The sequence below is a fragment of the Nocardia sp. bgisy134 genome (assembly GCF_965341865.1).
In the GTDB taxonomy this organism is placed as follows: Bacteria; Actinomycetota; Actinomycetes; order Mycobacteriales; family Mycobacteriaceae; genus Nocardia.
Window position 1 is genome coordinate 46,665 of record NZ_CBDQZP010000022.1, and the last position, 20,351, is coordinate 67,015.

20 protein-coding genes are annotated in these 20,351 nt (G+C 69.9%); 4 read left to right on the forward strand and 16 right to left on the reverse strand.

Annotated features, from left to right (window positions below; translation table 11 throughout):
• Positions 1-43: 43 nt before the first annotated feature.
• From secG to ACRWNM_RS30755, 5 genes are all read right to left on the reverse strand, one after another.
• Positions 44-277: a preprotein translocase subunit SecG gene (secG, locus tag ACRWNM_RS30735; protein ID WP_067835097.1), complete on the reverse strand. Its 234-nt coding sequence runs from the start codon at positions 275-277 to the stop codon at positions 44-46.
• Between the two features lie 87 nt (positions 278-364).
• The gene (locus ACRWNM_RS30740; RefSeq protein ID WP_431971635.1) at positions 365-1,975 is read right to left on the reverse strand and encodes an MFS transporter; all 1,611 of its coding nucleotides are present in this window, start codon (positions 1,973-1,975) and stop codon (positions 365-367) included.
• A gap of 278 nt (positions 1,976-2,253) precedes the next feature.
• Entirely contained in the window at positions 2,254-2,457 is a 204-nt protein-coding gene (locus ACRWNM_RS30745) for an EF-hand domain-containing protein (protein WP_431971636.1), read from the reverse strand.
• A 170-nt stretch (positions 2,458-2,627) separates the two neighbouring features.
• Complete coding sequence (locus ACRWNM_RS30750; protein WP_431971637.1) at positions 2,628-3,020, reverse strand: GlcG/HbpS family heme-binding protein; 393 nt, start codon at positions 3,018-3,020, stop codon at positions 2,628-2,630.
• Positions 3,017-3,604: a hypothetical protein gene (locus ACRWNM_RS30755; RefSeq protein ID WP_431971638.1), complete on the reverse strand. Its 588-nt coding sequence runs from the start codon at positions 3,602-3,604 to the stop codon at positions 3,017-3,019. The genes ACRWNM_RS30750 and ACRWNM_RS30755 overlap by 4 nt, the downstream gene beginning before the upstream one ends.
• A gap of 200 nt (positions 3,605-3,804) precedes the next feature.
• Between ACRWNM_RS30755 and ACRWNM_RS30760 the strand changes: the two genes are divergently transcribed.
• Positions 3,805-4,599, forward strand: a complete 795-nt coding sequence (locus tag ACRWNM_RS30760; protein ID WP_431971639.1) for an META domain-containing protein — start codon at positions 3,805-3,807, stop codon at positions 4,597-4,599.
• A 382-nt stretch (positions 4,600-4,981) separates the two neighbouring features.
• On the opposite strand, the gene tpiA is transcribed toward ACRWNM_RS30760, so the two are convergent.
• Genes tpiA through gap form a run of 3 tightly spaced genes read right to left on the reverse strand, consistent with a single transcriptional unit; the run spans position 4,982 to position 8,010 of the window.
• Positions 4,982-5,767 carry a triose-phosphate isomerase gene (gene tpiA / locus ACRWNM_RS30765; protein ID WP_431971640.1) on the reverse strand — a complete coding sequence of 262 codons (786 nt, stop codon included), beginning with the start codon at positions 5,765-5,767 and terminating at the stop codon, positions 4,982-4,984.
• A 3-nt stretch (positions 5,768-5,770) separates the two neighbouring features.
• The gene (locus tag ACRWNM_RS30770; RefSeq protein WP_431971641.1) at positions 5,771-6,985 is read right to left on the reverse strand and encodes a phosphoglycerate kinase; all 1,215 of its coding nucleotides are present in this window, start codon (positions 6,983-6,985) and stop codon (positions 5,771-5,773) included.
• A 5-nt stretch (positions 6,986-6,990) separates the two neighbouring features.
• Complete coding sequence (gap, locus tag ACRWNM_RS30775) at positions 6,991-8,010, reverse strand: type I glyceraldehyde-3-phosphate dehydrogenase (protein WP_431971642.1); 1,020 nt, start codon at positions 8,008-8,010, stop codon at positions 6,991-6,993.
• 411 nt (positions 8,011-8,421) lie between these two features.
• On the opposite strand from gap, the gene ACRWNM_RS30780 reads away from it, so the two are divergent.
• Entirely contained in the window at positions 8,422-9,006 is a 585-nt protein-coding gene (locus ACRWNM_RS30780) for a GNAT family N-acetyltransferase (protein WP_431971643.1), read from the forward strand.
• A gap of 114 nt (positions 9,007-9,120) precedes the next feature.
• Here ACRWNM_RS30780 and whiA read toward each other — a convergent pair whose 3' ends face one another.
• The 5 genes from whiA to ACRWNM_RS30805 all read right to left on the reverse strand — a co-directional run bounded on the left by whiA (position 9,121) and on the right by ACRWNM_RS30805 (position 15,056).
• Positions 9,121-10,098, reverse strand: a complete 978-nt coding sequence (gene whiA / locus ACRWNM_RS30785; protein ID WP_357459559.1) for a DNA-binding protein WhiA — start codon at positions 10,096-10,098, stop codon at positions 9,121-9,123.
• Positions 10,095-11,141, reverse strand: coding sequence for a gluconeogenesis factor YvcK family protein (locus ACRWNM_RS30790; RefSeq protein WP_067780407.1), 1,047 nt, complete (start codon positions 11,139-11,141; stop codon positions 10,095-10,097). Before ACRWNM_RS30790 ends, whiA begins: the two co-directional genes overlap by 4 nt.
• Positions 11,138-12,079, reverse strand: a complete 942-nt coding sequence (gene rapZ, locus ACRWNM_RS30795) for an RNase adapter RapZ (protein ID WP_431971644.1) — start codon at positions 12,077-12,079, stop codon at positions 11,138-11,140. Before rapZ ends, ACRWNM_RS30790 begins: the two co-directional genes overlap by 4 nt.
• Positions 12,080-12,237: 158 nt before the next feature.
• Positions 12,238-14,289, reverse strand: coding sequence for an excinuclease ABC subunit UvrC (gene uvrC, locus ACRWNM_RS30800; protein WP_431971645.1), 2,052 nt, complete (start codon positions 14,287-14,289; stop codon positions 12,238-12,240).
• A 71-nt stretch (positions 14,290-14,360) separates the two neighbouring features.
• Positions 14,361-15,056: an HAD family hydrolase gene (locus ACRWNM_RS30805; RefSeq protein WP_431971646.1), complete on the reverse strand. Its 696-nt coding sequence runs from the start codon at positions 15,054-15,056 to the stop codon at positions 14,361-14,363.
• A 192-nt stretch (positions 15,057-15,248) separates the two neighbouring features.
• Here ACRWNM_RS30805 and ACRWNM_RS30810 point away from each other — a divergent pair, with 192 nt between their 5' ends.
• Together ACRWNM_RS30810 and ggt are read left to right on the forward strand one after the other, a co-directional pair.
• Positions 15,249-15,929 carry a hypothetical protein gene (locus tag ACRWNM_RS30810; RefSeq protein ID WP_431971647.1) on the forward strand — a complete coding sequence of 227 codons (681 nt, stop codon included), beginning with the start codon at positions 15,249-15,251 and terminating at the stop codon, positions 15,927-15,929.
• Positions 15,930-15,983: 54 nt separating this feature from the next.
• Entirely contained in the window at positions 15,984-17,933 is a 1,950-nt protein-coding gene (gene ggt, locus ACRWNM_RS30815) for a gamma-glutamyltransferase (RefSeq protein ID WP_431971648.1), read from the forward strand.
• A gap of 131 nt (positions 17,934-18,064) precedes the next feature.
• On the opposite strand, the gene ACRWNM_RS30820 is transcribed toward ggt, so the two are convergent.
• The 3 genes from ACRWNM_RS30820 to ACRWNM_RS30830 are packed head-to-tail and all read right to left on the reverse strand — an operon-like array spanning position 18,065 to position 20,342.
• Positions 18,065-18,583 (reverse strand): PH domain-containing protein, encoded by a 519-nt coding sequence (locus ACRWNM_RS30820; protein ID WP_431971649.1) that lies wholly within the window; start codon positions 18,581-18,583, stop codon positions 18,065-18,067.
• 3 nt (positions 18,584-18,586) lie between these two features.
• Positions 18,587-19,066, reverse strand: a complete 480-nt coding sequence (ribH, locus tag ACRWNM_RS30825) for a 6,7-dimethyl-8-ribityllumazine synthase (RefSeq protein ID WP_431971650.1) — start codon at positions 19,064-19,066, stop codon at positions 18,587-18,589.
• 31 nt (positions 19,067-19,097) lie between these two features.
• The gene (locus ACRWNM_RS30830) at positions 19,098-20,342 is read right to left on the reverse strand and encodes a bifunctional 3,4-dihydroxy-2-butanone-4-phosphate synthase/GTP cyclohydrolase II (RefSeq protein WP_431971651.1); all 1,245 of its coding nucleotides are present in this window, start codon (positions 20,340-20,342) and stop codon (positions 19,098-19,100) included.
• Between the last annotated feature and the right edge of the window lie 9 nt (positions 20,343-20,351).

Genomic DNA, 20,351 nt, shown 5'->3' on the forward strand with positions numbered 1-20,351 from the left:
CGCCAACGTTCGCGGCAGGCCCGGTGTCCGGGCCGTTGCCCGCTCAGGCGAACTTGATCTCCAGGCCGATGCCGAGGATGGCGATGACCCAGATGAGGCCGGTGAAGATGGTGACGCGGTCGAGGTTCTTCTCGACGACCGTGGAGCCGGACAGGCTCGATTGCACGCCGCCGCCGAACAGGCTGGACAGGCCTCCACCCTTGGCGCGGTGCAGCAGCACCAGCAGCACCAGCAGCACGCTGGTGATGATCAGGAGGATATCCAGGAACATCCGCATGGCGATCAGTCTATGGGGTGGGTTCATCCCGCGCCTAATGGGGCTCGGCGGCGCTGCCCCGGCTCTGGCTCGGCCGGGGGCCGCGCGCTACCTGCGGTCGACTCCGACCAAGTGGGTGATCTGTTCCTCGCCCGCGCCGAACTCCGCCACCGCGTGCTCGCGGAGTTGGTCCTGCGCGGTCAGACGGACCTGGTGCTGATGCATGTGCTCGGCCCAGGAGCGCACCACGAACGCCTCGACATAGCGGTCGACCACGCCGACGTCGCGGTACAACCGCCATTCCATCGCGCCGGTGCGCTGGCGCGAGCGCCCAACGAACGCCATCGCCTCGAGGAATTCCTCGACCCGGTCCTCCGGCACGTCGTAGGACCGCAGCACCAGCACGGGGCCGTCGGCGGGCTGCGGTTCCACCACCAGCTGCGGCTCCGGCCAGAACGCCGAGGGCGTGTGATCGAGTTCCTCGGCGTTGTGCCGGATGGGCAACCACACGCTGCTCACCGCACTGCCCGCCAACAGCGCCGCGGCGATGAGCAGCGCGGCGACCGAGTCGAGCGCACCGGCCACCAGACCCCAGAACAGCGAGCCGATCGCCTGCCCGCCCATGAAGACCAGCATGTAGACCGAGAGCCCGCGGGCACGCACCCAGGCGGGCAGCAGCAGCTGCATGGTGGAGTTCATCGTGGACATGGCCAGCAGCCAGGCCAGACCCGCGGCCACCAGCAGCACCAGCACCACCGCCACGGTGTGCAGCAGCGCCGCGCCCGCCGACGCCACGCCGAACAGCACCGCGGCCGTGGTCAGCCGCTGCGTCGGCGTCAACAGCGCGCGGATCCGCGATAGACCCGCCGCGCCGAGCACGGCGCCGAGGCCGAGCGCGCCGAGCATCAGGCCGTAGCCGGAGGACGACAGGCCGAGTGAGTCCCGCGCGATCACCGGAAGCAGCGCCCACAGCGCGCTCGCGGGCGCGATGAACAGGATCGATCGCAGCAGCACCCGGCGGATCGCGGGCGCGGCCCGGATGAACCGGGTGCCCGCCTGTAACGCGGCCAGCGGTCGCTCGGTGGGCAGCTGCCGATCGGTGACCGGCCTGCGCCAGACGGCCAGCACCGCGACGATCCCGGCGAAGGACAGCGCGTTGAGCGCGAAGACCAGCGTCGGCCCCGACAGCGAGACCAGCACGCCCGCCACCGCGGGCCCCACCGCGCGGCCGATGTTGATGTTCATGCTGCCCAGCGCCGCCACGGACGGAATCTGTTCGCGCGGAACCAGTTCCGGCTGGATCGCCTGCCACGCGGGCGCGGTGAGCGCCTGTCCGCAGCCCAAGAGGAACAGCAGGGTGAGCAGGACCTCGGGGGTGGTCTGCCCGGTCGCGGTGGAGATCGCGAGCAGCGTCGCGAGCAACGCCATCGCGGACTGGGCGCCGAGCAGCAGGCGACGACGGTCCACCAGGTCGGCGATCACCCCGGACGGAATGGCCAACAGCATGACCGGCAGCGTGATCGCCGTCTGCACCAACGACACCAGCGTCGCCGCGTTCGGCTCGTCGACGAGGATCCACTGCGCGCCGACCGTCTGCATCCAGGTGCCGAGGTTGGACACCAATTGCGCGATCCACAGCGCCCGATAGATCGGCGACCGCAGCGGCGCCCAGGTGGAGAGCGGGGTCGTCGCGTCGGCGGTGGTCACTCCGCCGAGCATATCGCCGCGAGCACCGGCACCGTTCCGCACATCCGTCGGGCTGCCATTCAAGGCTGCTCCTGCGTGACCGGACAGCACCGCCCAGTCACCGCCGCCAGCGCGGTCAGGTTTCGCCGACACCACCATCCGCGTCGAGAACCTGTAGCCCTACCGCACAGCGCAGCCCCGGACTGTGCGGGTCCGGGGCTGCGGGGCCTCGAGCTGGTGCGCGATCGACAGCGGCACGGCCAGCACCGCCTCGTGATGATTGCCGAGACGGCTGGCGGTGCGACGCGGAACTAGCGGCCTGCCAGGTAGGACTGCTCGAATTCCTCGAAGCTGATCTGGTCGTCCTTGTTCTTGTCGAGCAACCCGAAGTACCTGGAGCCTGCGGCGTCGCTGACCGGACGAGTGCGATCGAGGTATTCCTTCAGTTCGGCGACGGAAATGTAGCCGTCATCATCGAGATCGATCTCGGCGAATACCTGGGTGGCGTCGGCCATGGCAACTCTCCCTTCGTAGCTGTCCGAATCGGTATCCCATCTTCTGGTCGAACTACGAGCGTCGAGCCCGTCGAATATACCGCCGCGCCCGACGTCCGCGGACCGCTTCCAGCGGCGCCCGCGACAGCGAGGTCTACGCCGATTCGGGGTGCCGTGAAGCGGAAGTGCACTCAGCCTGCGGCCGTCGACGCGATCTTGTGATCGACGATCGGGGTCGTTGCGCCGGATACTCCGAGCGCACCGATCACGACCCCGCCCGCTCGTATCAGCACACCTCCACCGTGCGGCACGATCGGATCGCCAGAGGAGACGGCGCCGGGCAACAGATGACCCGGGTCGCTCAGCGAGGCCATCTGAATGGTGTCGAAGCCGAGCACGATCGCGGCGGCAGCCTTGTGTTGGGCGGAGTCGATGGTCGGCAGCGCGGCGCCAGGCATGCGTGCGAACGCGATCAACCTGCCGTCGCCGTCGACCACCGCGATCGTGACGGTTTCCCCGCGGTCGGTCGCGGCGCGGCGGGCGGCGGCAACCACGGAGTCGGCCTGGTCGAGCGAGATCGTCATGGTGTCCAGCATGACGTACTTCGGAGTGCGGGGTCGGCGGCGATCCGGGCAGCGGCATCGGCTCCGGGCGGGTAGTGGCGGACGCCGACCAGCCATTCGCGGCGCAGCTCCGGCAGCACGATCTGGGTGGCGTCCCATTCGTCGACCGGGACGCCGCGCCAATCCATCGCCGCCTCCTCGGGCCCGAACGCCGGACCTTCGGATCGTCCCGCCGCCGCGAGCATGGCCATCGTCTCCCCCAGGTAGTCGTTCCAGCGGGCGTAGGACGTCGCGAGCGCGGCCGAGGGCGGCACGGTCAACCGCAGCAGGCACACGCCGTGCGCCCATTGATCGTCGCCGAGCAACAGGTCCGCGGTCATCCGCACCCGCCTGCGGCGCAGCGCCCGCCCCGGCCAGCACCACACCGGCGGATCGTCGCCGCAGGCGATGCCGCTGCGCTCCATCTGCGCCACCATGGCGCGGTAGGCGGGCCGCCAGTTCACGACCACCCGATCCCACGACGCCCGGTAGCGGCCCCGGCTCCGCAGCGCCGCAACCACTTCCGGCGCTTGCAACGTCCACACTCGCACCCGCGCCCTCCCCACGATTCACGATGATCATCCGAGCTCGATTCGTCCCCGACATCTTGCCTGGTCCGCCGCAAAGGTCGAAGCCGATGTCGGCAGTGGCCGAGTGGCGTGCGCGCTCGTCGTCGGCACTGTCCCCGAACGTTTCTCGTCCCGGGTCCGACCGGCGCAGGCTGGGATCCCGCGGCGCGAGCCCCGATCTCGGTAGCATCGCGCCCATGGCGTCCTCACTCCTGCGATTCGTCCCGGTGCTGTTGCTCGCCTTCGGCGTCGCCGCCTGCTCCGGCGGAGACGACACCGAGCCGAGCGAGCCCGTGGCGACGCCGATGGGACGCACGTTCTTGTCGACGCAGGTGCGGGGAGAGCCGATTCCCGGTGGCGGCCCGCTCTCGTTGCGGTTCGCGGACGGCAAGGTCACCGCGTCCGCGGGATGCAACACGATCTCGGGGGCGGTGACGCTCGACGACCACGTGCTGCGAGCCGAGGAACTGGCGAGCACGCTGATCGGTTGTCCCGGCGAGCTGGCCGACGCGGATCGCTGGGTGGACACGCTGCTGAATTCCGCGCCCACCTGGAAGCTCGACGGCGACACCCTGACCTTGCAGAACAACGAGCAGACCGTCACGCTGCTGGACAAGAAGGTCGCGCGACCGGACAAGCCGTTGCGCGGCACCACGTGGGTGGTGAACGGGCTGATCACCCCGGACGCGCAGATCCGGTCCCAGGCCATCGACGACGCGAAGCCGACGCTGGTGATCGCCGAGGACGGCGCCGTCTCCGGATCGGCGGGCTGCAACCGGCTGACCGGCACGGCCACCATCGAGCCGGGGCAGGGCGGCCAGAAGGTCACCTTCCGGCTGGGCGCCACCAAGATGATGTGCCCGCCGGAGGTGATGGAGGTCGAGACCGTGGTGCTGCGCGCACTCGACGGGACGACCACCGCCACCATCGACGCCGACATCCTGACCCTGCGCAACCAGAACGGGCACGGTCTCACCCTGACGGCGCAGTAGCGATCACGTCCGCCTGAGGGGCGCCCGGCTCGCGTCGTCCACTCGTGGCGGTTGCCGGTCGGTGGACAGCCGAGGGTTCCTGGAGCGCACGGAAATCCTTGTCAGCCTTGAAGATCGAGCCTGCCCAGCATCACGCACGAAACGCGCCACCGGCCGCCGCACGGTTGTCGCCGAGAACGAAGCAGCGCCACGCAAAGCACAGCGCAACACCGCGCTGTCGAAACACAGCGCCGCCCGAACGAAAAGCCCCGGTATCGCACACGCGATACCGGGCCCTTCGATCGAGCGTCAGGGCGACACCCTCACTATCCGAAGGCAGCGCCCTCGATATCTCAGGGCGAAGCCCTCTGGATCACCTCGAGGGCGAAGCCGTCTGGATCACTCAGGGCAGCGGGCCGCCCGCGGCGATCGCGGAGAGGGTGGCGAACTCGTCGCCCTTCAGCGACGCGCCGCCGACCAACGCACCGTCGATGTCCGGCTGAGCGACCAGCTCGCCGACATTCTTGGCGTTGACCGAACCGCCGTAGAGCACCCGCACGTCCATGGCGACCTCGGGCGAGGCCAGCTCGCCCAGCTCGGCGCGGATGGCGCCGCACACCTCCTGCGCGTCGGCGGGGGTGGCGACCTTGCCGGTGCCGATGGCCCACACCGGTTCGTAGGCGATGACGACCTTCGAGATCTCCTCGGTGGTCAGGCCCTTCAGCGAACCACGCAGCTGCTCGAGGTTGTACTCGACGTGCGTGCCCGCCTCGCGGACGTTCAGCCCCTCGCCGATGCAGACGATCGGCGTGATGCCGTGCTCGAGCGCCTGCTTGGCCTTGGCCAGCACGGTGGCGTCGTCCTCGTTGTGGTACTGCCTGCGCTCCGAGTGCCCGACCACCGCGAAGGTGCAGCCGAGCTTGGCCAGCATGCTGCCGCTGATCTCACCGGTGTAGGCGCCCGCGTCGTACACGGAGACGTCCTGCGCACCGTAGGTGATCAGCAGCTTGTCGCCCTCCACGAGAGTCTGCACGCTGCGGAGGTCGGTGAACGGCGGGATGACCGCGACGTCGACCTTGGCGAAGTACTTCTCCGGCAGCGCGAAGGCGATCTTCTGCACCAGGGCGATGGCCTCGAGGTGATTGAGGTTCATCTTCCAGTTGCCCGCGATGAGCGGTTTGCGTGCCATGGATCAGCCCTCCAGAACGCTGATGCCGGGGAGTTCCTTGCCCTCCAAGTACTCCAGCGACGCGCCGCCGCCGGTGGAGATGTGCGAGAAACCGTCCTCGGGCAGTCCGAGCGCGCGCACGGCCGCGGCCGAGTCGCCGCCGCCGACCACGGTGAACGCGCCCTTACCGGTGGCGGTGACGATGGCCTCGGCGACCCCGCGGGTGCCCGCGGCGAAGTTGTCGAACTCGAACACGCCCATCGGGCCGTTCCAGAACACCGTCTTCGCCTCGGTGAGCAGCGCCGCGAACCGGGCGACCGACTCCGGGCCCACGTCCAGACCCATCCAGCCTTCGGGAATCTCGTTGGCGGGCACGACCTTCGAATCGGCGTCGGCCGCGAACTTGTCCGCCACCACGATGTCGCGCGGCAGGTGGATGACGTCGCCGAAGCGCTCGAGCAGGCCCTTGCAGGTCTCGATCATCTCTTCCTGCAGCAGCGAGGAGCCCACCGGAAGGCCTTGTGCGGCAAGGAAGGTGAAGCACATGCCGCCGCCGATCACCAGGGTGTCGACCTTGGGAGCCAGCGCCTCGATGACCGCCAGCTTGTCGGAGACCTTCGAGCCGCCGAGCACGACCGCGTACGGCCGCGCGGGGTTCTGGGTCAGCTTGGCCAGCACGTCGACCTCGGCCGCGACCAGCGTGCCCGCGTAGTGCGGGAGCAGCTCGGCCACGTCGTAGACCGAGGCCTGCTTGCGGTGCACGACGCCGAAGCCGTCGGAGACGAACGCGCCGTCCTCGCCGACCAGCTCGACGAGGGCGGCAGCGAGCTTGCCGCGCTCGGCCTCGTCCTTGCTGGTCTCGCGGGGGTCGAAGCGCACGTTCTCCAGCAGCAGCACGTCGCCGTCGGTGAGGCCCTCCGAGCGCGAGAGCGCGTCGTAGCCCACCACGTCACCGGCCAGCTGGACGTTGCGGCCGAGCAGCTCGGCCAGCTTCGCGGCGACCGGAGCCAGCGAGAACTTCGCGTCCGGCTCGCCCTTCGGACGACCGAGGTGCGCGGTGACGACCACCTTGGCGCCGGCCTGGACCAGCGCCTCGATCGTCGGGACCGAGGCGATGATGCGGCCGGGGTCGGTGATCTGACCGTTGTCGTCGAGGGGGACGTTCAGGTCGGAGCGCACCAGCACGCCCCGACCCTCGACACCCTCGTTCAGGAGATCCTGGAGCGTCTTGACAGTCATGCGGCTCAGAGGCTCTTGCCGACGAGGCCGATGAGGTCGGCGAGGCGGTTGGAGTAGCCCCACTCGTTGTCGTACCAGGACACGACCTTCACCTGATCGTCGATGACCTTGGTCAGCGGCGCGTCGTAGATCGACGAGTGCGGGTCGGTGACGATGTCGCTGGACACGATCGGGTCGGTGTTGTACTTGAGGATGCCCTTCAGCGGGCCCTCGGCGGCGGCCTGGTACGCGGCGTTGATCTCGTCGATGGTGGCCGACTTGCTCAGGGTCGCGGTCAGGTCGGTGACCGAGCCGGTCGGGACCGGCACGCGCAGCGCGTAGCCGTCCAGCTTGCCCTGCAGCTCGGGCAGCACCAGGCCGATGGCCTTGGCGGCGCCGGTGCCGGTGGGCACGATGTTCAGCGCGGCGGCGCGGGCGCGGCGCAGGTCGGAGTGCGGGCCGTCCTGCAGGTTCTGGTCCTGGGTGTAGGCGTGGATCGTGGTCATCAGGCCACGCTCGATGCCGAACTCGTCGTTGAGGACCTTGGCCAGCGGACCGAGGCAGTTGGTGGTGCAGGACGCGTTGGAGATGATGTTCTGGCTGCCGTCGTACTGGCTGTCGTTGACACCCATGACCACCGTCAGGTCCTCGCCCTTGGCCGGGGCGGAGATGATGACCTTCTTGGCGCCCGCCGCCAGGTGGCCCTTGGCCTTGGTGGCGTCGGTGAAGATGCCGGTGGACTCGACGACGACGTCGACGCCCAGGTCGCCCCAGGGCAGGGCCGCCGGGCCTTCCTTGATGGCCAGGGCCTTGATCCGCTGGTCGCCGACCACGATGGTGTCTTCGCCGTCCAGCGAGACATCCTGCGGCAGACGGCCGAGGATCGAGTCGTACTTCAGCAGCGTGGCCAGGGTCGCGTTGTCGGTGAGGTCGTTGACCGCGACGATCTCGATATCGGTGGTGCCGAGCGCCTTCTGCGCCTCCACCGCCCGGAAGAAGTTACGTCCGATACGGCCGAAGCCGTTGATGCCTACCCGGACAGTCACGTTATCGCTCCTCAGCTTTCAAGCGGATTCATTCCGATGCCTCACTCACACTAATGCCCGGCCGTCACCTCTCCGACACGCACCTCGCATGGTGAGCACCGCCGGAGAGCCGTGACCGGTCGCGATCCGGCGGCGGCGCGCCACGTCGCGGCCAGTGCGGACGCCCGTCCGTGCCGCCCGCGTGGCGACCGGGACGGTGACAATCCCCCTCGACAGAATTCCGCGTGTCGCGGAAGCCTAGCGCCCCAACGCCTTTCGCTGTCACGTCGCCCGAACACGCGCCTACGACGCCCGCACGGGGACGCGGCGCGGCGCAGCCCGGCTGAGACGGCCGAATATTCGACGGCGAATATCGCGCGGCACGGCAGTATGGACACAGTGCGTACCGAACAGTCGTCCCAGCCCGCTTCCGTGACCGTGCGACCAGCGGCTCTCTCCGACATTCCCCGCGCCGCCCTGACCCTGAGCCGGGCCTTCACCGACTATGCGTGGACTCGCCACACCATCGACGCCCACGACCACGACCAGCGGATTCGCGGCATGCAGGAACTTTTCCTGACCCACGTCGGTCTGCCGCACGGTCATGTCTGGGTCGCCGACGAGGGCGCGGCCATCGCCGTCTGGACCACCCCCGACACCGACGCGGGCCCGGTCTTCGCCGAACTCGCGCCGCGGTTCGCCGAGCTGGCCGGTGACCGCGCCGCGGCGTACGCGGCGGCGGAGGCCGCGCTCGCACCGCACCGCCCGGTCGAACCCGTCTGGTTCCTCGGCACCGTCGGCGTCGACCCGGACAGTCAGGGACGCGGGCTCGGCAGCGCCGTGATCCGGCCGGGGCTGGCGGCCGCCGAGCGCGCGGGTGTGCCCGCCTTCCTGGAGACCTCCGAGAAACGCAACGTCGGCTTCTACGAGCGGCTCGGCTTTCGCGTCACCGCGACGGTGGAGATCCCGGACGGCGGTCCCGTCACGTGGGCCATGCTTCGCGATCCCGGCGCGTGAACTCCGTGCAGACGAGACGCCCCCTCGGATAGCGGCGAACCTCGAGGCCCCGTACGCGACACACCCCGAGCGCCGGATATCGGCCCTCGGGGCGTGCGGGTGACTCGAGCGCTGTCAGGCCTCGTCGAGAAGCTCAGCGGTCACAGCGGATTCGGTGTCGGGCACGCCGAGTTCCTTGGCGCGCCGGTCCGCCATCGAGAGCAGGCGCCGAATCCGGCCCGCCACAGCGTCTTTCGTCATCGGCGGGTCGGCGAGCTGACCGAGCTCCTCCAGGGACGCCTGGCGGTGCTGGACGCGCAGCTTGCCCGCCGCGGCCAAGTGATCGGGCACCTCGTCGCCGAGGATGTCCAGCGCACGCTCGACCCTGGCGGCCGCGGCGACCGCGGCGCGCGCCGAGCGGCGCAGGTTCGCGTCGTCGAAGTTGGCCAGCCGGTTGGCGGTGGCGCGCACCTCGCGGCGCATCCGGCGCTCCTCCCAGGTGAGCCGGGTGTCCTGGGCGCCCATCCTGGTCAGCAGCGCGCCGATGGCCTCGCCGTCGCGCACCACGACGCGGTCGGTGCCGCGCACCTCGCGCGCCTTGGCCGTGATGCCCAGCCTGCGGGCCGCGCCGACCAGCGCGAGCGCCGCCTCCGGGCCGGGGCAGCTGACCTCGAGCGCCGAAGAGCGACCCGGTTCGGTGAGCGAGCCGTGCGCGAGAAACGCTCCGCGCCAAGCGGCTTCGGCGTCGGCGATGCTGCCGCCGACCACCTGGGCAGGCAGTCCGCGCACCGGGCGGCCGCGCACGTCGAGCAGACCGGTCTGCCTGGCCAGCGCCTCGCCCTCCTTCGACACTCGCACGACGTAGCGGGAGGTCTTGCGCAGACCGCCCGCACCGAGCACGTGCACATCGGAGCCGTAGCCGTACAGTTCGAAGATCTCCCGGCGTAGCCGTCGAGCGATGGAACCCATGTCCACCTCGGCCTCGACGATCACCCGACCCCCGACGATGTGCAGGCCACCCGCGAAACGCAACAGGGCGGAGAGCTCCGCCTTGCGGGAACTGACCTGCGACACCGTGAGCCTGCTCAGCTCGTCTTTCACTTCGGCTGTCATCGCCACGAGACGCGCTCCTTTCCACCCAACCCGGACCGCACATCCGCGCCCATGTGCCGTCCTTCGACTCGAAGTCCTGCCATTTGCGGCCGAGGTTGCCGGATCAGCTGATCCAGTGCGGCGGCAAGCTTTCCGGGGTGATGCCGGTCCGTTCCCGCTTCGGCGACATCGGAGAAGGTTACTCGCGCCCGCAACTGTTCGGCAGCCCTGGCCACATGTTCGCGTTCCCGGCCCTCCGGGACCGAGCCGGAATCGACCAAGACCTCGTCGACCACGAATTCCGGTGCGTGCTGGGACAATACATGCAGATGACGCTCGGCGGAGAAACCGGCCGTCTCCCCTGGCTCCGCGGCGAGGTTGAGCACCAGCACCTTTCTGGCTCTGGTGTAGACCAGCGCGTCGCGCAGCTCGGGAACGAGGACGTGCGGAATCACGCTGGTGAACCACGAGCCGGGCCCGAGCACCACCACGTCGGCGTGTTCGATGGCCGAGGTCGCCTCCGGGCTCGCGGGCGGATCGGACGGGATCAGCCGCACGCGCCGCACCTTGCCCGGCGTCGTGGCGACCGCCACCTGGCCGCGGATACAGCGGCTGACCCGAGGGTCCGCTTCCAGCCCCGAGACATCGGCCTCGATGTCGAGCGCGATCGGCGACATCGGGAGCACCCGGCCGCTGGCGCGCAACATCTTGGCCACCTCGTCCAGCGCGGCCACGGGATCGCCGAGCACCTCGGTGAGCCCCGCCAGAATGAGATTGCCGACCGAATGACCCGCGAGCGCGCCGGTGCCGCCGAAACGATGCTGGACGGTTTGCGTCCACACTCCTTCGGGGTCCGCGGCCAATGCGGCCAGGGCCATGCGCAGATCCCCCGGCGGCAGCACCCCCAGCTCCGCGCGCAGCCTGCCGGAGGACCCGCCGTCGTCTGCGACGGTAACCACCGCGCAGATCTTCCTGGTCAGCCGCCGCACCGCCGTCAGGGTGGCGTACAGGCCGTGGCCGCCACCGAGCGCGACGATGGCGGGATTCGATTCCCACCCGGTCATTCGCGCCCCAGATCCCGGTGCACGACCCGCACGACGTCGGCCGAGCCGTCCGACTCCGATCCGATGAGTTCGCACAGCGCCTCGGCGATCGCCACGCTGCGGTGCTTGCCCCCCGTGCAGCCCACTGCCACCGTCATGTATCGCTTCCCCTCTTGGCGGTAACCGTTCGTCGTCAGGTCGACGAGGTGGCGGCAGGTGTGCAGGTAGTCGGTCGCCCCGGGGCGCGACAGCACGTACTCGCTGACCACCGTCTCCTGTCCCGTGTGTTCCCGCAGTTCCGGTATCCAATGTGGATTGGGTAGAAAACGCACATCCAACACCATGTCGGCGTCCAACGGAACCCCGTACTTGAAGCCGAAGGACTGCACGGTCAGCTGCAAGGCGGCGGGCGCGCCGCCGCCGTAGGCCTCCTCCAGCTTGCGGTGTAACTGGTGAATGGACAACTCGGTGGTGTCGATCACGAGGTCGGCGGCCGTCTTCACGGCGGAGAGCCGCACCCGTTCGGCGGCGATGCCGGCGGACAGCGTGCCGTCGGCGCTCTCGCTCTGCAGCGGGTGCCGCCTGCGGGCGAATCCGAAGCGGCGGATCAGCACGTCGTCGGAGGCCTCGAGGAACAACACCCTGGTCCGCACGCCGAGCGCGCGCAGCTGTTCGGTGACCACCGAGAGGTCACCGGTGAAGAATCTGCTGCGCACGTCCATGACCAGCGCGAGCCGCCGGATCGGCGGTTCCGCGGAGGCGCCGAGCTCGACGAGCCTGCCGATCAGCTCGGGCGGCAGGTTGTCGGCGACGTACCAGCCCAGATCCTCCAGCACGCGCGCGGCCGTGCCGCGGCCCGCGCCGGACAGGCCGGTCACGATGACCACTTCGACCTGCTGCCGCAGCTGATTGCCCGCACGCGGACTGCCCGCACTGTTGTTCGATTCGACGCGTGTCATGTCCTACCGGAATCCGTGTCTAGGTGCCTCTCGATCATCCCGCACCGGATTCGGTACCGGGCATGCGCGCTCACCCTCCGTGATGAGGACGGCTTACGAACATGAACGGTACCGAGGATATATGCAGGTCGGACCGGAGCTGGAGATTTTGCGGTCCCTCACTCGTCCCGCAGCGCCGCGAGCACGGCTTTCGCCGTCGCCACGCCGATGCCGGGTACCTCGGTGATCTGCTCGACTGTCGCCTCCTTCAACTTGGCCACCGAACCGAAATGCGTGACCAGCGCGGTCCGGCGCGTCGCGCCGAGTCCGCGCACCGAATCCAGCGCGGAGGCGGTCATTCGCCGCGAGCGTTTGCTGCGGTGGAAGGTGATGGCGAAGCGGTGCGCCTCGTCGCGGACCCGTTGCAGCAAGAACAGCGCCTCGCTGTTGCGCGGCATGATCACCGGGTCGGGCTCGCCGGGCACCCAGACCTCCTCCAGGCGCTTGGCCAGGCCGATCACGGCGACGTCGGTGATGCCGAGTTCGTCCAGCACCTCGGCGGCGGCCGCGACCTGGGGTGCGCCACCGTCGACCACGTACAGGTTCGGCGGGTAGGCGAACTTGCGCGGACGGCCGGTGCGCGGGTCGATGCCGGGGCGCGAGGTGAGCTCGAGTTCGGCGGCGTCGTCGTCCGGCTCGGCGGCCGGGCCCGCGTCGACGAGCGGCGAGGCGACGCCGTCGTCGAGTTCCTCGCGCTCGATCTCGTCGCGTTCCTTGCGCAGCCGGTAGAACCGCCGCCTGGTCACCTCGGCGATGCTTCCGACGTCGTCGGAGCGCCCGTCGCCCGCGGCCTCCTTGATCGCGTAGTGCCGGTACTCGGACTTGCGCGGCAGGCCGTCCTCGAACACCACCAGCGAGGCCACCACGTCGGTGCCCTGCACGTGGCTGATGTCCACGCACTCGATGCGCAACGGCGCGCTGTCCAGCTCGAGCGCGTCCTGGATGTCCTGCAGGGCCGCGGACCGGGAGGTGAGGTCGCCCGCGCGCTTGAGCTTGTGCTGGGCGAGCGCCTCCGCGGCGTTGCGCTGCACGGTCTCGGCGAGTGCCTTCTTGTCGCCGCGCTGCGGGACGCGCAGCTGCACCGCCGAACCACGCAGCCTGCTCAGCCACTCCTGGATCTGCTCGTGGTCGGCGGGCAGCTCGGGCACGAGCACTTCGCGCGGGACGACGGTGGCGGGCTGCTCGTCCGGGCTCTCGTCGGCGTTGGCGACCTGCTCGCCGTAGAACTGGGTGAGGAACTGTTCGACCAACGCGGCCAGCTCACCGCCGGACGCCGCGGTGTCCACGGCGTCGCCGGACTTGTCGACCACCCAGCCGCGCTGACCGCGCACCCGGCCGTCGCGGACATGGAAGATCTGCACCGCCGCCTCCAATTCGTCGGTAGCGAAGGCGATCACGTCGGCGTCGGTGCCGGTGCCGAGCACCACGGCCTGCTTCTCCAGCGCGCGGCGCAGCGCCTGCACGTCGTCGCGCAGCCGGGCCGCGGTCTCGAAGTCCAGGTCCTCGGCGGCGGCGTGCATGCGCCGCTCCAGATCGCGCACCATCCGGTCGGTGCGCCCGGCGAGGAAGTCGCAGAAATCGTCCACGATCCGGCGGTGCTCGTCGGCGGTGACCCTGCCGACGCACGGCGCGGAACACTTGTCGATATAGCCGAGCAGGCAGGGACGCCCGATCTGGTTGTGCCGCTTGAAGACTCCGTTCGAGCAGGTGCGCGCGGGGAACACCCGCAGCAGCAGGTCGAGCGTCTCGCGAATGGCCCAGGCGTGCGCGTACGGGCCGAAATACCGCACGCCCTTCTTGCGCGCGCCGCGGTAGACGAACAGGCGCGGGTATTCCTCGTTCAAGGTCACGGCCAGCACCGGGTAGGACTTGTCGTCCCGGTAGCGCACGTTGAACCGCGGATCGAATTCCTTGATCCAGTTGTATTCCAGCTGCAGCGCCTCCACCTCGGTGGAGACGACCGTCCACTCCACGCCGGCGGCGGTGGTGACCATCTGCTTGGTGCGCGGGTGCAGCGAGGCCACGTCGGCGAAATAGGAATTCAGCCTGCTGCGCAGGCTCTTGGCCTTGCCGACGTAGATGACCCGCTGCTGTGCGTCCCGGAATTTGTAGACGCCGGGTTCGACGGGGATCGTACCGGGGGCCGGCCGGTACCTCGCTGGATCTGCCACTCGACCAGCCTATAGGCGGGGTCGGACACGGTTTCCGGGCAACCCGCGCCGTCCTGGCTCGGCGCGGCGACCTACCTCGGGACGGCCAGCCCGTGCGCGCGCAATGCGTCGACGAGCGCGTCGGGTCGCTGCGCGGTGGGCAGCGGGTCGACGAGGGCGAAGCGCGAGCCGAGCGCCGTCGCGCCGCCGTCGGCGTGGGCGCTGTCGCCGACCATCAGCGCCCGCGCCGGATCGACGCCGAGCTCGTTCAACGCCGCGAGGAAGATCCCCGGCTCGGGCTTGATCACGCCCACCTCGAAGGAGAGCGCCGTCGCGCCGACGAACCGGTCCCAGCCCCGCGCACGGAACGCGGGCCGCACGTCGAATGCGATATTGCTCACCACACCGACCGGAACGCCCTGTGCGGCAAGGAACTCCAGCACGGCACCGGTGTCGGGATACGGCGTCCACGCCAGCGGATCGATCAGCCTGCCGTAGAGCCGTTCGGCCTGGTCCTCGGTCGGCACGCCGGAGGAGCGCAGCACCTCCAGGTACGCGTGCCGGTGCATCGCCGGATCCAGATCCCGGTTGTCCCAGGCCCGCTGGCCCTCGGCGTCGAAGGTCATGAACTGCTCGACCGGCGCCGTCATCCGCCGCAGAATCTCGGCCTTGGCCTCGACGTCGAAATCCGCGCCGTCGGCGCCGATCAGATCGTCACCCCATGACTCGTCCTCCTCCAGCCGAAAGATCGTCCCGGAGAAGTCGAAAAGCACGGCCTCGATATCCATTCGACCAGGGTACCGACGCCGCGGCGGACGTCCATCGATCCCGGCGGCGCGCGAGAGCGCAAGGGGCACCGGCGATTCGAGCGCTACCTTTGGCGCGAAACGGGTGCGCGCGGTAAATTCACGCGGCGCCGGTCAGTTCCCCGAACCGGGCCTGCCGGGCCGCTTCGTTCGATCTTCCGGGGGAAATACCGCGTGACAACTCCATCGCCCGTGCCCGGCCCTGCGCTCGATCCCGCGGGGCCCGCTCCGACGCCGCCGAAACGCGGCCGCGCGGTCGCACTCGGGTTTCTGCTCGGCATGGTCTTGTGCCTGGTCGTTGTCGGCGCGTTCTTCCTCGGCGCGCGGACGAGCGACGAGCCGGCGGGCGCGGCAGGCACGACCACCTCCACCGCGCGCACCACCACCGCACCGCCGACCACGACGACACCGGATCCGCTCGCGGGCATGGCAATCGGCGAATGCGCGGCGCTGCAATCACCGGGTGCGCCGGGCACCCCGGCCCGGCCGATCGCCCGTCCCGAGAAAGTGCCGTGCGAGTCGCTCGGGTCGGTCTACCGGCTGGTGCAGTACGGTCCCTGCACCGAACCTCGGGTGAGTGTGCAACAGACGCAACGGGATTCGACCGGCCGGTTGGTGTACCACTACTGCTTTGCCTACGACTGGCAGGCAGGCACGTGCTACGACGCCTCCGATTGGTCCGAGCCGCTCAGGGTGGACTGCGGTACGCCGGGATCGATCATGGTGACAGCGGTGTTCCACGAGATCACGCCGGTGCAGAACTGTCCGTTGGACGAGAACGGCGCGAGCGCGCGGACCTGGGACAAGCGGAATCTCACCCTCTGCATGCGCGGTTCGGACGGCGCGGGTAACTGACGCCCTCGCCCGAAAGCCGTACCGCTGTCGGTCCGGAGGGCTACAGTCCAGGCCATGACGCGCGCGCGACACAGCTGGACCGGAGCCGCCGCGGCAACGCTGCTCACGGTCGGGCTTCTCACCGGATGTTCCTCGACCGAGGAGACGACAACCGCCGAATGCACCAGCGCACCCAACGGGACGCCCGTGCTCGCGGCGCCGCCGACCGCGGCGGGCACGACCACCAAGAACCTGAGCACCAACCCCGAGATCGCCTCCGGATATCGCAGCGGGATGACGGCGGTGCGCACCGGGTCGTACGCGGTCTCCACCGCGAATCCCCTTGCGACCGAGGCGGCCTGCCGGGTGCTGCACGACGGCGGCACCGCGGCCGACGCGCTGGTCACCGCGCAGCTGGTGCTCGGCCTGGTGGAGCCGCAGGCCTCCGGCATCGGCGGCGGCGCGTTCCTGCTGTACTACGACGGGACGACCAAGACCGTCGAGGCGTACGACGGCCGCGAGGTGGCGCCCGCCGCGGCCACCGAGAACTATCTGCGCTGGATCAGCGACGCCGACCGCACCGAGCCGCAGCCGAACACGCGCGCCAGCGGCCGCTCGATCGGCGTGCCAGGGGTGCTGCGGATGCTGGAGCTCGCGCACCGCGAGCACGGTAAGACCGGGTGGCGCGAGCTGTTCGATCCGGCCATCGCGCTGGCCGACGACGGCTTCGCCATCAGTCCCCGGCTCGCGGGCCAGATCGCGGAATCGGCGCGGGATCTGGCCAGGGACGAAGCCGCCGAACAGTACTTCCTCGAGCCCGACGGTTCGCCGAAGCCCGCGGGCACGAAGCTGACCAACCCGGCGATGTCGAAAACGTTGAGCGCCATCGCCTCCGACGGCGCGGACGCCTTCTACACCGGCGCCATCGCCGCGGACATCGTCGAGGCGGCGACCACGGGGGCCGGCGGGCGCACGCCCAGCCTGCTCACCGCCCAGGATCTCGCCGGCTATCAGGTGAAGAAGCGCACGGCGCTGTGCGGCGGCTACCGCGGGCACGAGATCTGCGGCATGCCGGCGCCCTCCTCGGGCGGCAGCACGGTCGCGGCCACCCTGGGCATCCTGGAGAATTTCGATCTGGCCGCGCTGAAACCCGAGACCGTCGATCGCAACGGCGGCAAGCCGAGGGCCGAAGCCGTGCACCTGATCTCGGAAGCCGAGCGGCTGGCCTACGCGGACCGCAACAAATACGTGGCCGACACCGACTTCGTTCCGCTGCCGGGAAATTCGGCCCAGACTCTCATCGACAAGAACTATCTGAAGCAGCGGGCGTCGCTGATCGACCCCGGCCGCAGCATGGGGACCGCCAAACCCGGCGACTTCGGACCGGTCCCGGTGGGCGTCGGTCCGCAGCCGCCCGAACACGGCACCAGCCACATCTCGGTGATCGACAAGTACGGAAACGCGGCCGCCCTGACCACCACGGTCGAGTCCGCGTTCGGGTCCTTCCACGTCGTCGACGGTTTCGTGCTGAACAACCAGCTCACCGACTTCGCCGCGGAACCCGTCGACCCGGACGGCACACCGGTCGCGAACCGGCTGCAACCCGGCAAGCGCCCGCGCAGTTCGATGGCGCCCACCCTGGTCTTCGATCGCGCGCCGGACGGCGCCCGCGGCGAGCTCACCCACGTCACGGGATCGCCGGGCGGTTCGGTGATCATCCAGTTCGTGGTGAAAACGCTGATCGGGATGCTGGATTGGGGGCTCGACCCGCAACAGGCGGTCTCGGCTGTCTCGTTCGGCGCGGGCAATACCCCCACCACCGGCGTCGGCGGCGAACACCCGGCCATCGACGCGACCGACAACGGCGACCACGATCCGCTCGTACGGCGCCTGCGCGAACTCGGCCACCAGGTATCCGTCGCACCCCAGTCCAGCGGGCTGAGCGCGCTGGTCCGCGAGGGCGCCGGGCTGATCGGCGGCGCTGATCCACGGCGCGAGGGCGCGGTCCTCGGCGACACGCGCTGAGCCGCGCGCGGACGATCGTTCAGCGCGACAGCGACATCGGATCCATGAGCGGATCGTCGGCGAAGACGAGCGAACCCGGCGTCATGTCGCGAGACTACCGGCGCGCCGCGGGCGCCGCCGGATCGTGTGCGTCAGTCCTGCTTCGGCTCGTCCGACTGCGTATATCTCGCACCGAGTTCGCGCAGCCGGTCCATCGCTCGCGCGGCGTGCGCCTTGTCGTTGGAGCGGATCGCGAGCAGGGGGACGTAGTCGTCGTCGACCAATTCCAATCGCGCCCAGGACTTCCGGTCCGGAAACGAGACGCCGCGGATGTGTTCCCAGCCGAACAGGGTGTCGCCGAGGATGTTGCGCACCGACACTCCGCGCGAGCCGACGCGCACCCGGGGGCGGGTCAGCATCAGCACCGCGGCCGCGCCGAGCACGCCGATGCCGATCATCGCGATCTGGTCGGCGAGCCGGAAGTTGACGCCGGTCGAACCGCTGCGCAGCCAGATGCCGCCCACCGCGAACACGGCCACGATCAGCACGGCGACGATCCGCGCCGTCAGCACCGCGCGGCGCGGGCGCACCTCGAGGTCCCACTCGGCGTCGGCCGCACCGCCGACAGGCCGCGTGCCGTCGTTCCTCCTCCAGATGCGGACGACCGGCATGACTTACGCGGACTGCCGCAGCGCGCGCAGGGTGAGCGCGGCGTCCAGCGCCGCAGCGCAGGCCTGCTCGCCCTTGTTCTCGGCCGAACCGGGCAGCCCGGCGCGATCCAGCGCCTGCTCCTCGGTGTCGGTGGTCAGCACGCCGTTGGCGACCGGCGTGGCGGCATCCAGCGAGACCCGGGTGAGGCCCGCGGTCACGGCATCGCAGACGTATTCGAAATGCGGTGTGCCGCCGCGGATCACGACGCCGAGCGCGACGACCGCGTCATGCGTGCGGGCCAGTTCCTGAGCGACCACCGGCAGCTCCATGGCGCCGGCGCAGCGCACCACCGTCACGTGCCGGACACCCGCCTCCTTCGCCACCCGCTCGGCATTCGCCACGAGCGTGTCGCAGATCTCGGTGTGCCAGCGTGAGGCGACGATGCCGAGCTCGAGGTCCTTGGCATCCGACAGCTCGAAGCTGGGTACGCCGGTGCCGCTCATCGTGTTCCGCCTTTCCGAAGGTCGTGGAAGCTCACTGCGCCGTTTCGCCGAGGTCGAGTTCGTCGAGACCGATCAGGTCGTGACCCATCCGGTCGCGCTTGGTGCGCAGGTAACGCAGGTTCTCGGCGTTGGCGCGCAACGGCATCGGGACGCGCTCGGTGATGCGCAGGCCGTAGCCGTCGAGGCCGACCCGCTTGGCCGGGTTGTTGGTGAGCAGGCGCATCGACCGGATACCGAGGTCGACCAGGATCTGCGCGCCGGTGCCGTAGTCGCGGGCGTCGGCGGGCAGGCCGAGCTCCAGGTTCGCGTCGACGGTGTCGTGGCCCGAGTCCTGCAGCTGGTAGGCCTGCAGCTTGTGCATCAGCCCGATGCCGCGGCCCTCGTGACCGCGCATGTACAGCACGACGCCGCGGCCTTCGCTGTCCACCATCTCCAGCGCGGCGTCCAGTTGCGGGCCGCAGTCGCAGCGCAGCGAACCGAACACGTCACCGGTCAGGCATTCGGAGTGCACCCGGACCAGCACGTCCTCGCCGTCGCTGATGTCGCCGCGCACCAGCGCGACGTGCTCGACCTCGTCGTAGATGCTCTGGTACCCGACGGCCGTGAAATCGCCGTGCGCGGTGGGGATGCGCGCCTCGGCGACCCGCACCACCTGCTTCTCGTGCTTGCGCCGCCAGGCGATCATGTCCGCGATGGAGATCAGCGCCAGCTCGTGCTCGTCGGCGAAGACGCGCAGTTCCTCGGTCCGGGCCATGTGGCCCTCGTCCTTCTGGCTGACGATCTCGCAGATCACGCCCGCCGGATGCAGGCCCGCCATGCGGGCCAGGTCGACGGCGGCCTCGGTGTGGCCGGGACGGCGCAGCACGCCGCCCTCCTTGGCACGCAACGGCACCACGTGGCCGGGTCGGGTCAGGTCGTCGGCCTTGGCGGCGGCGTCGGCGAGCAGGCGCATGGTGGTGGCGCGGTCGGCGGCCGAGATACCGGTGGTGATGCCCTCGCGGGCGTCGACCGACACGGTGTAGGCGGTGCCGTGCTTGTCCTGGTTCGTGGCGTACATCGGCGGCAGGCCGAGGCGATCGCAATCGTCACCGGTCAGCGGCACACAGATGTAACCGGACGTGTAGCGGATCATGAAGGCGACCAACTCGGGGGTGGCCTTTTCCGCGGCGAAGATGAGGTCGCCCTCGTTCTCGCGATCCTCGTCGTCGACGACTACGACGGCCTTACCCGCGGCGATGTCGGCGACTGCGCGCTCGATGGTGTCGAACCTGGTCACGTCTGCTGT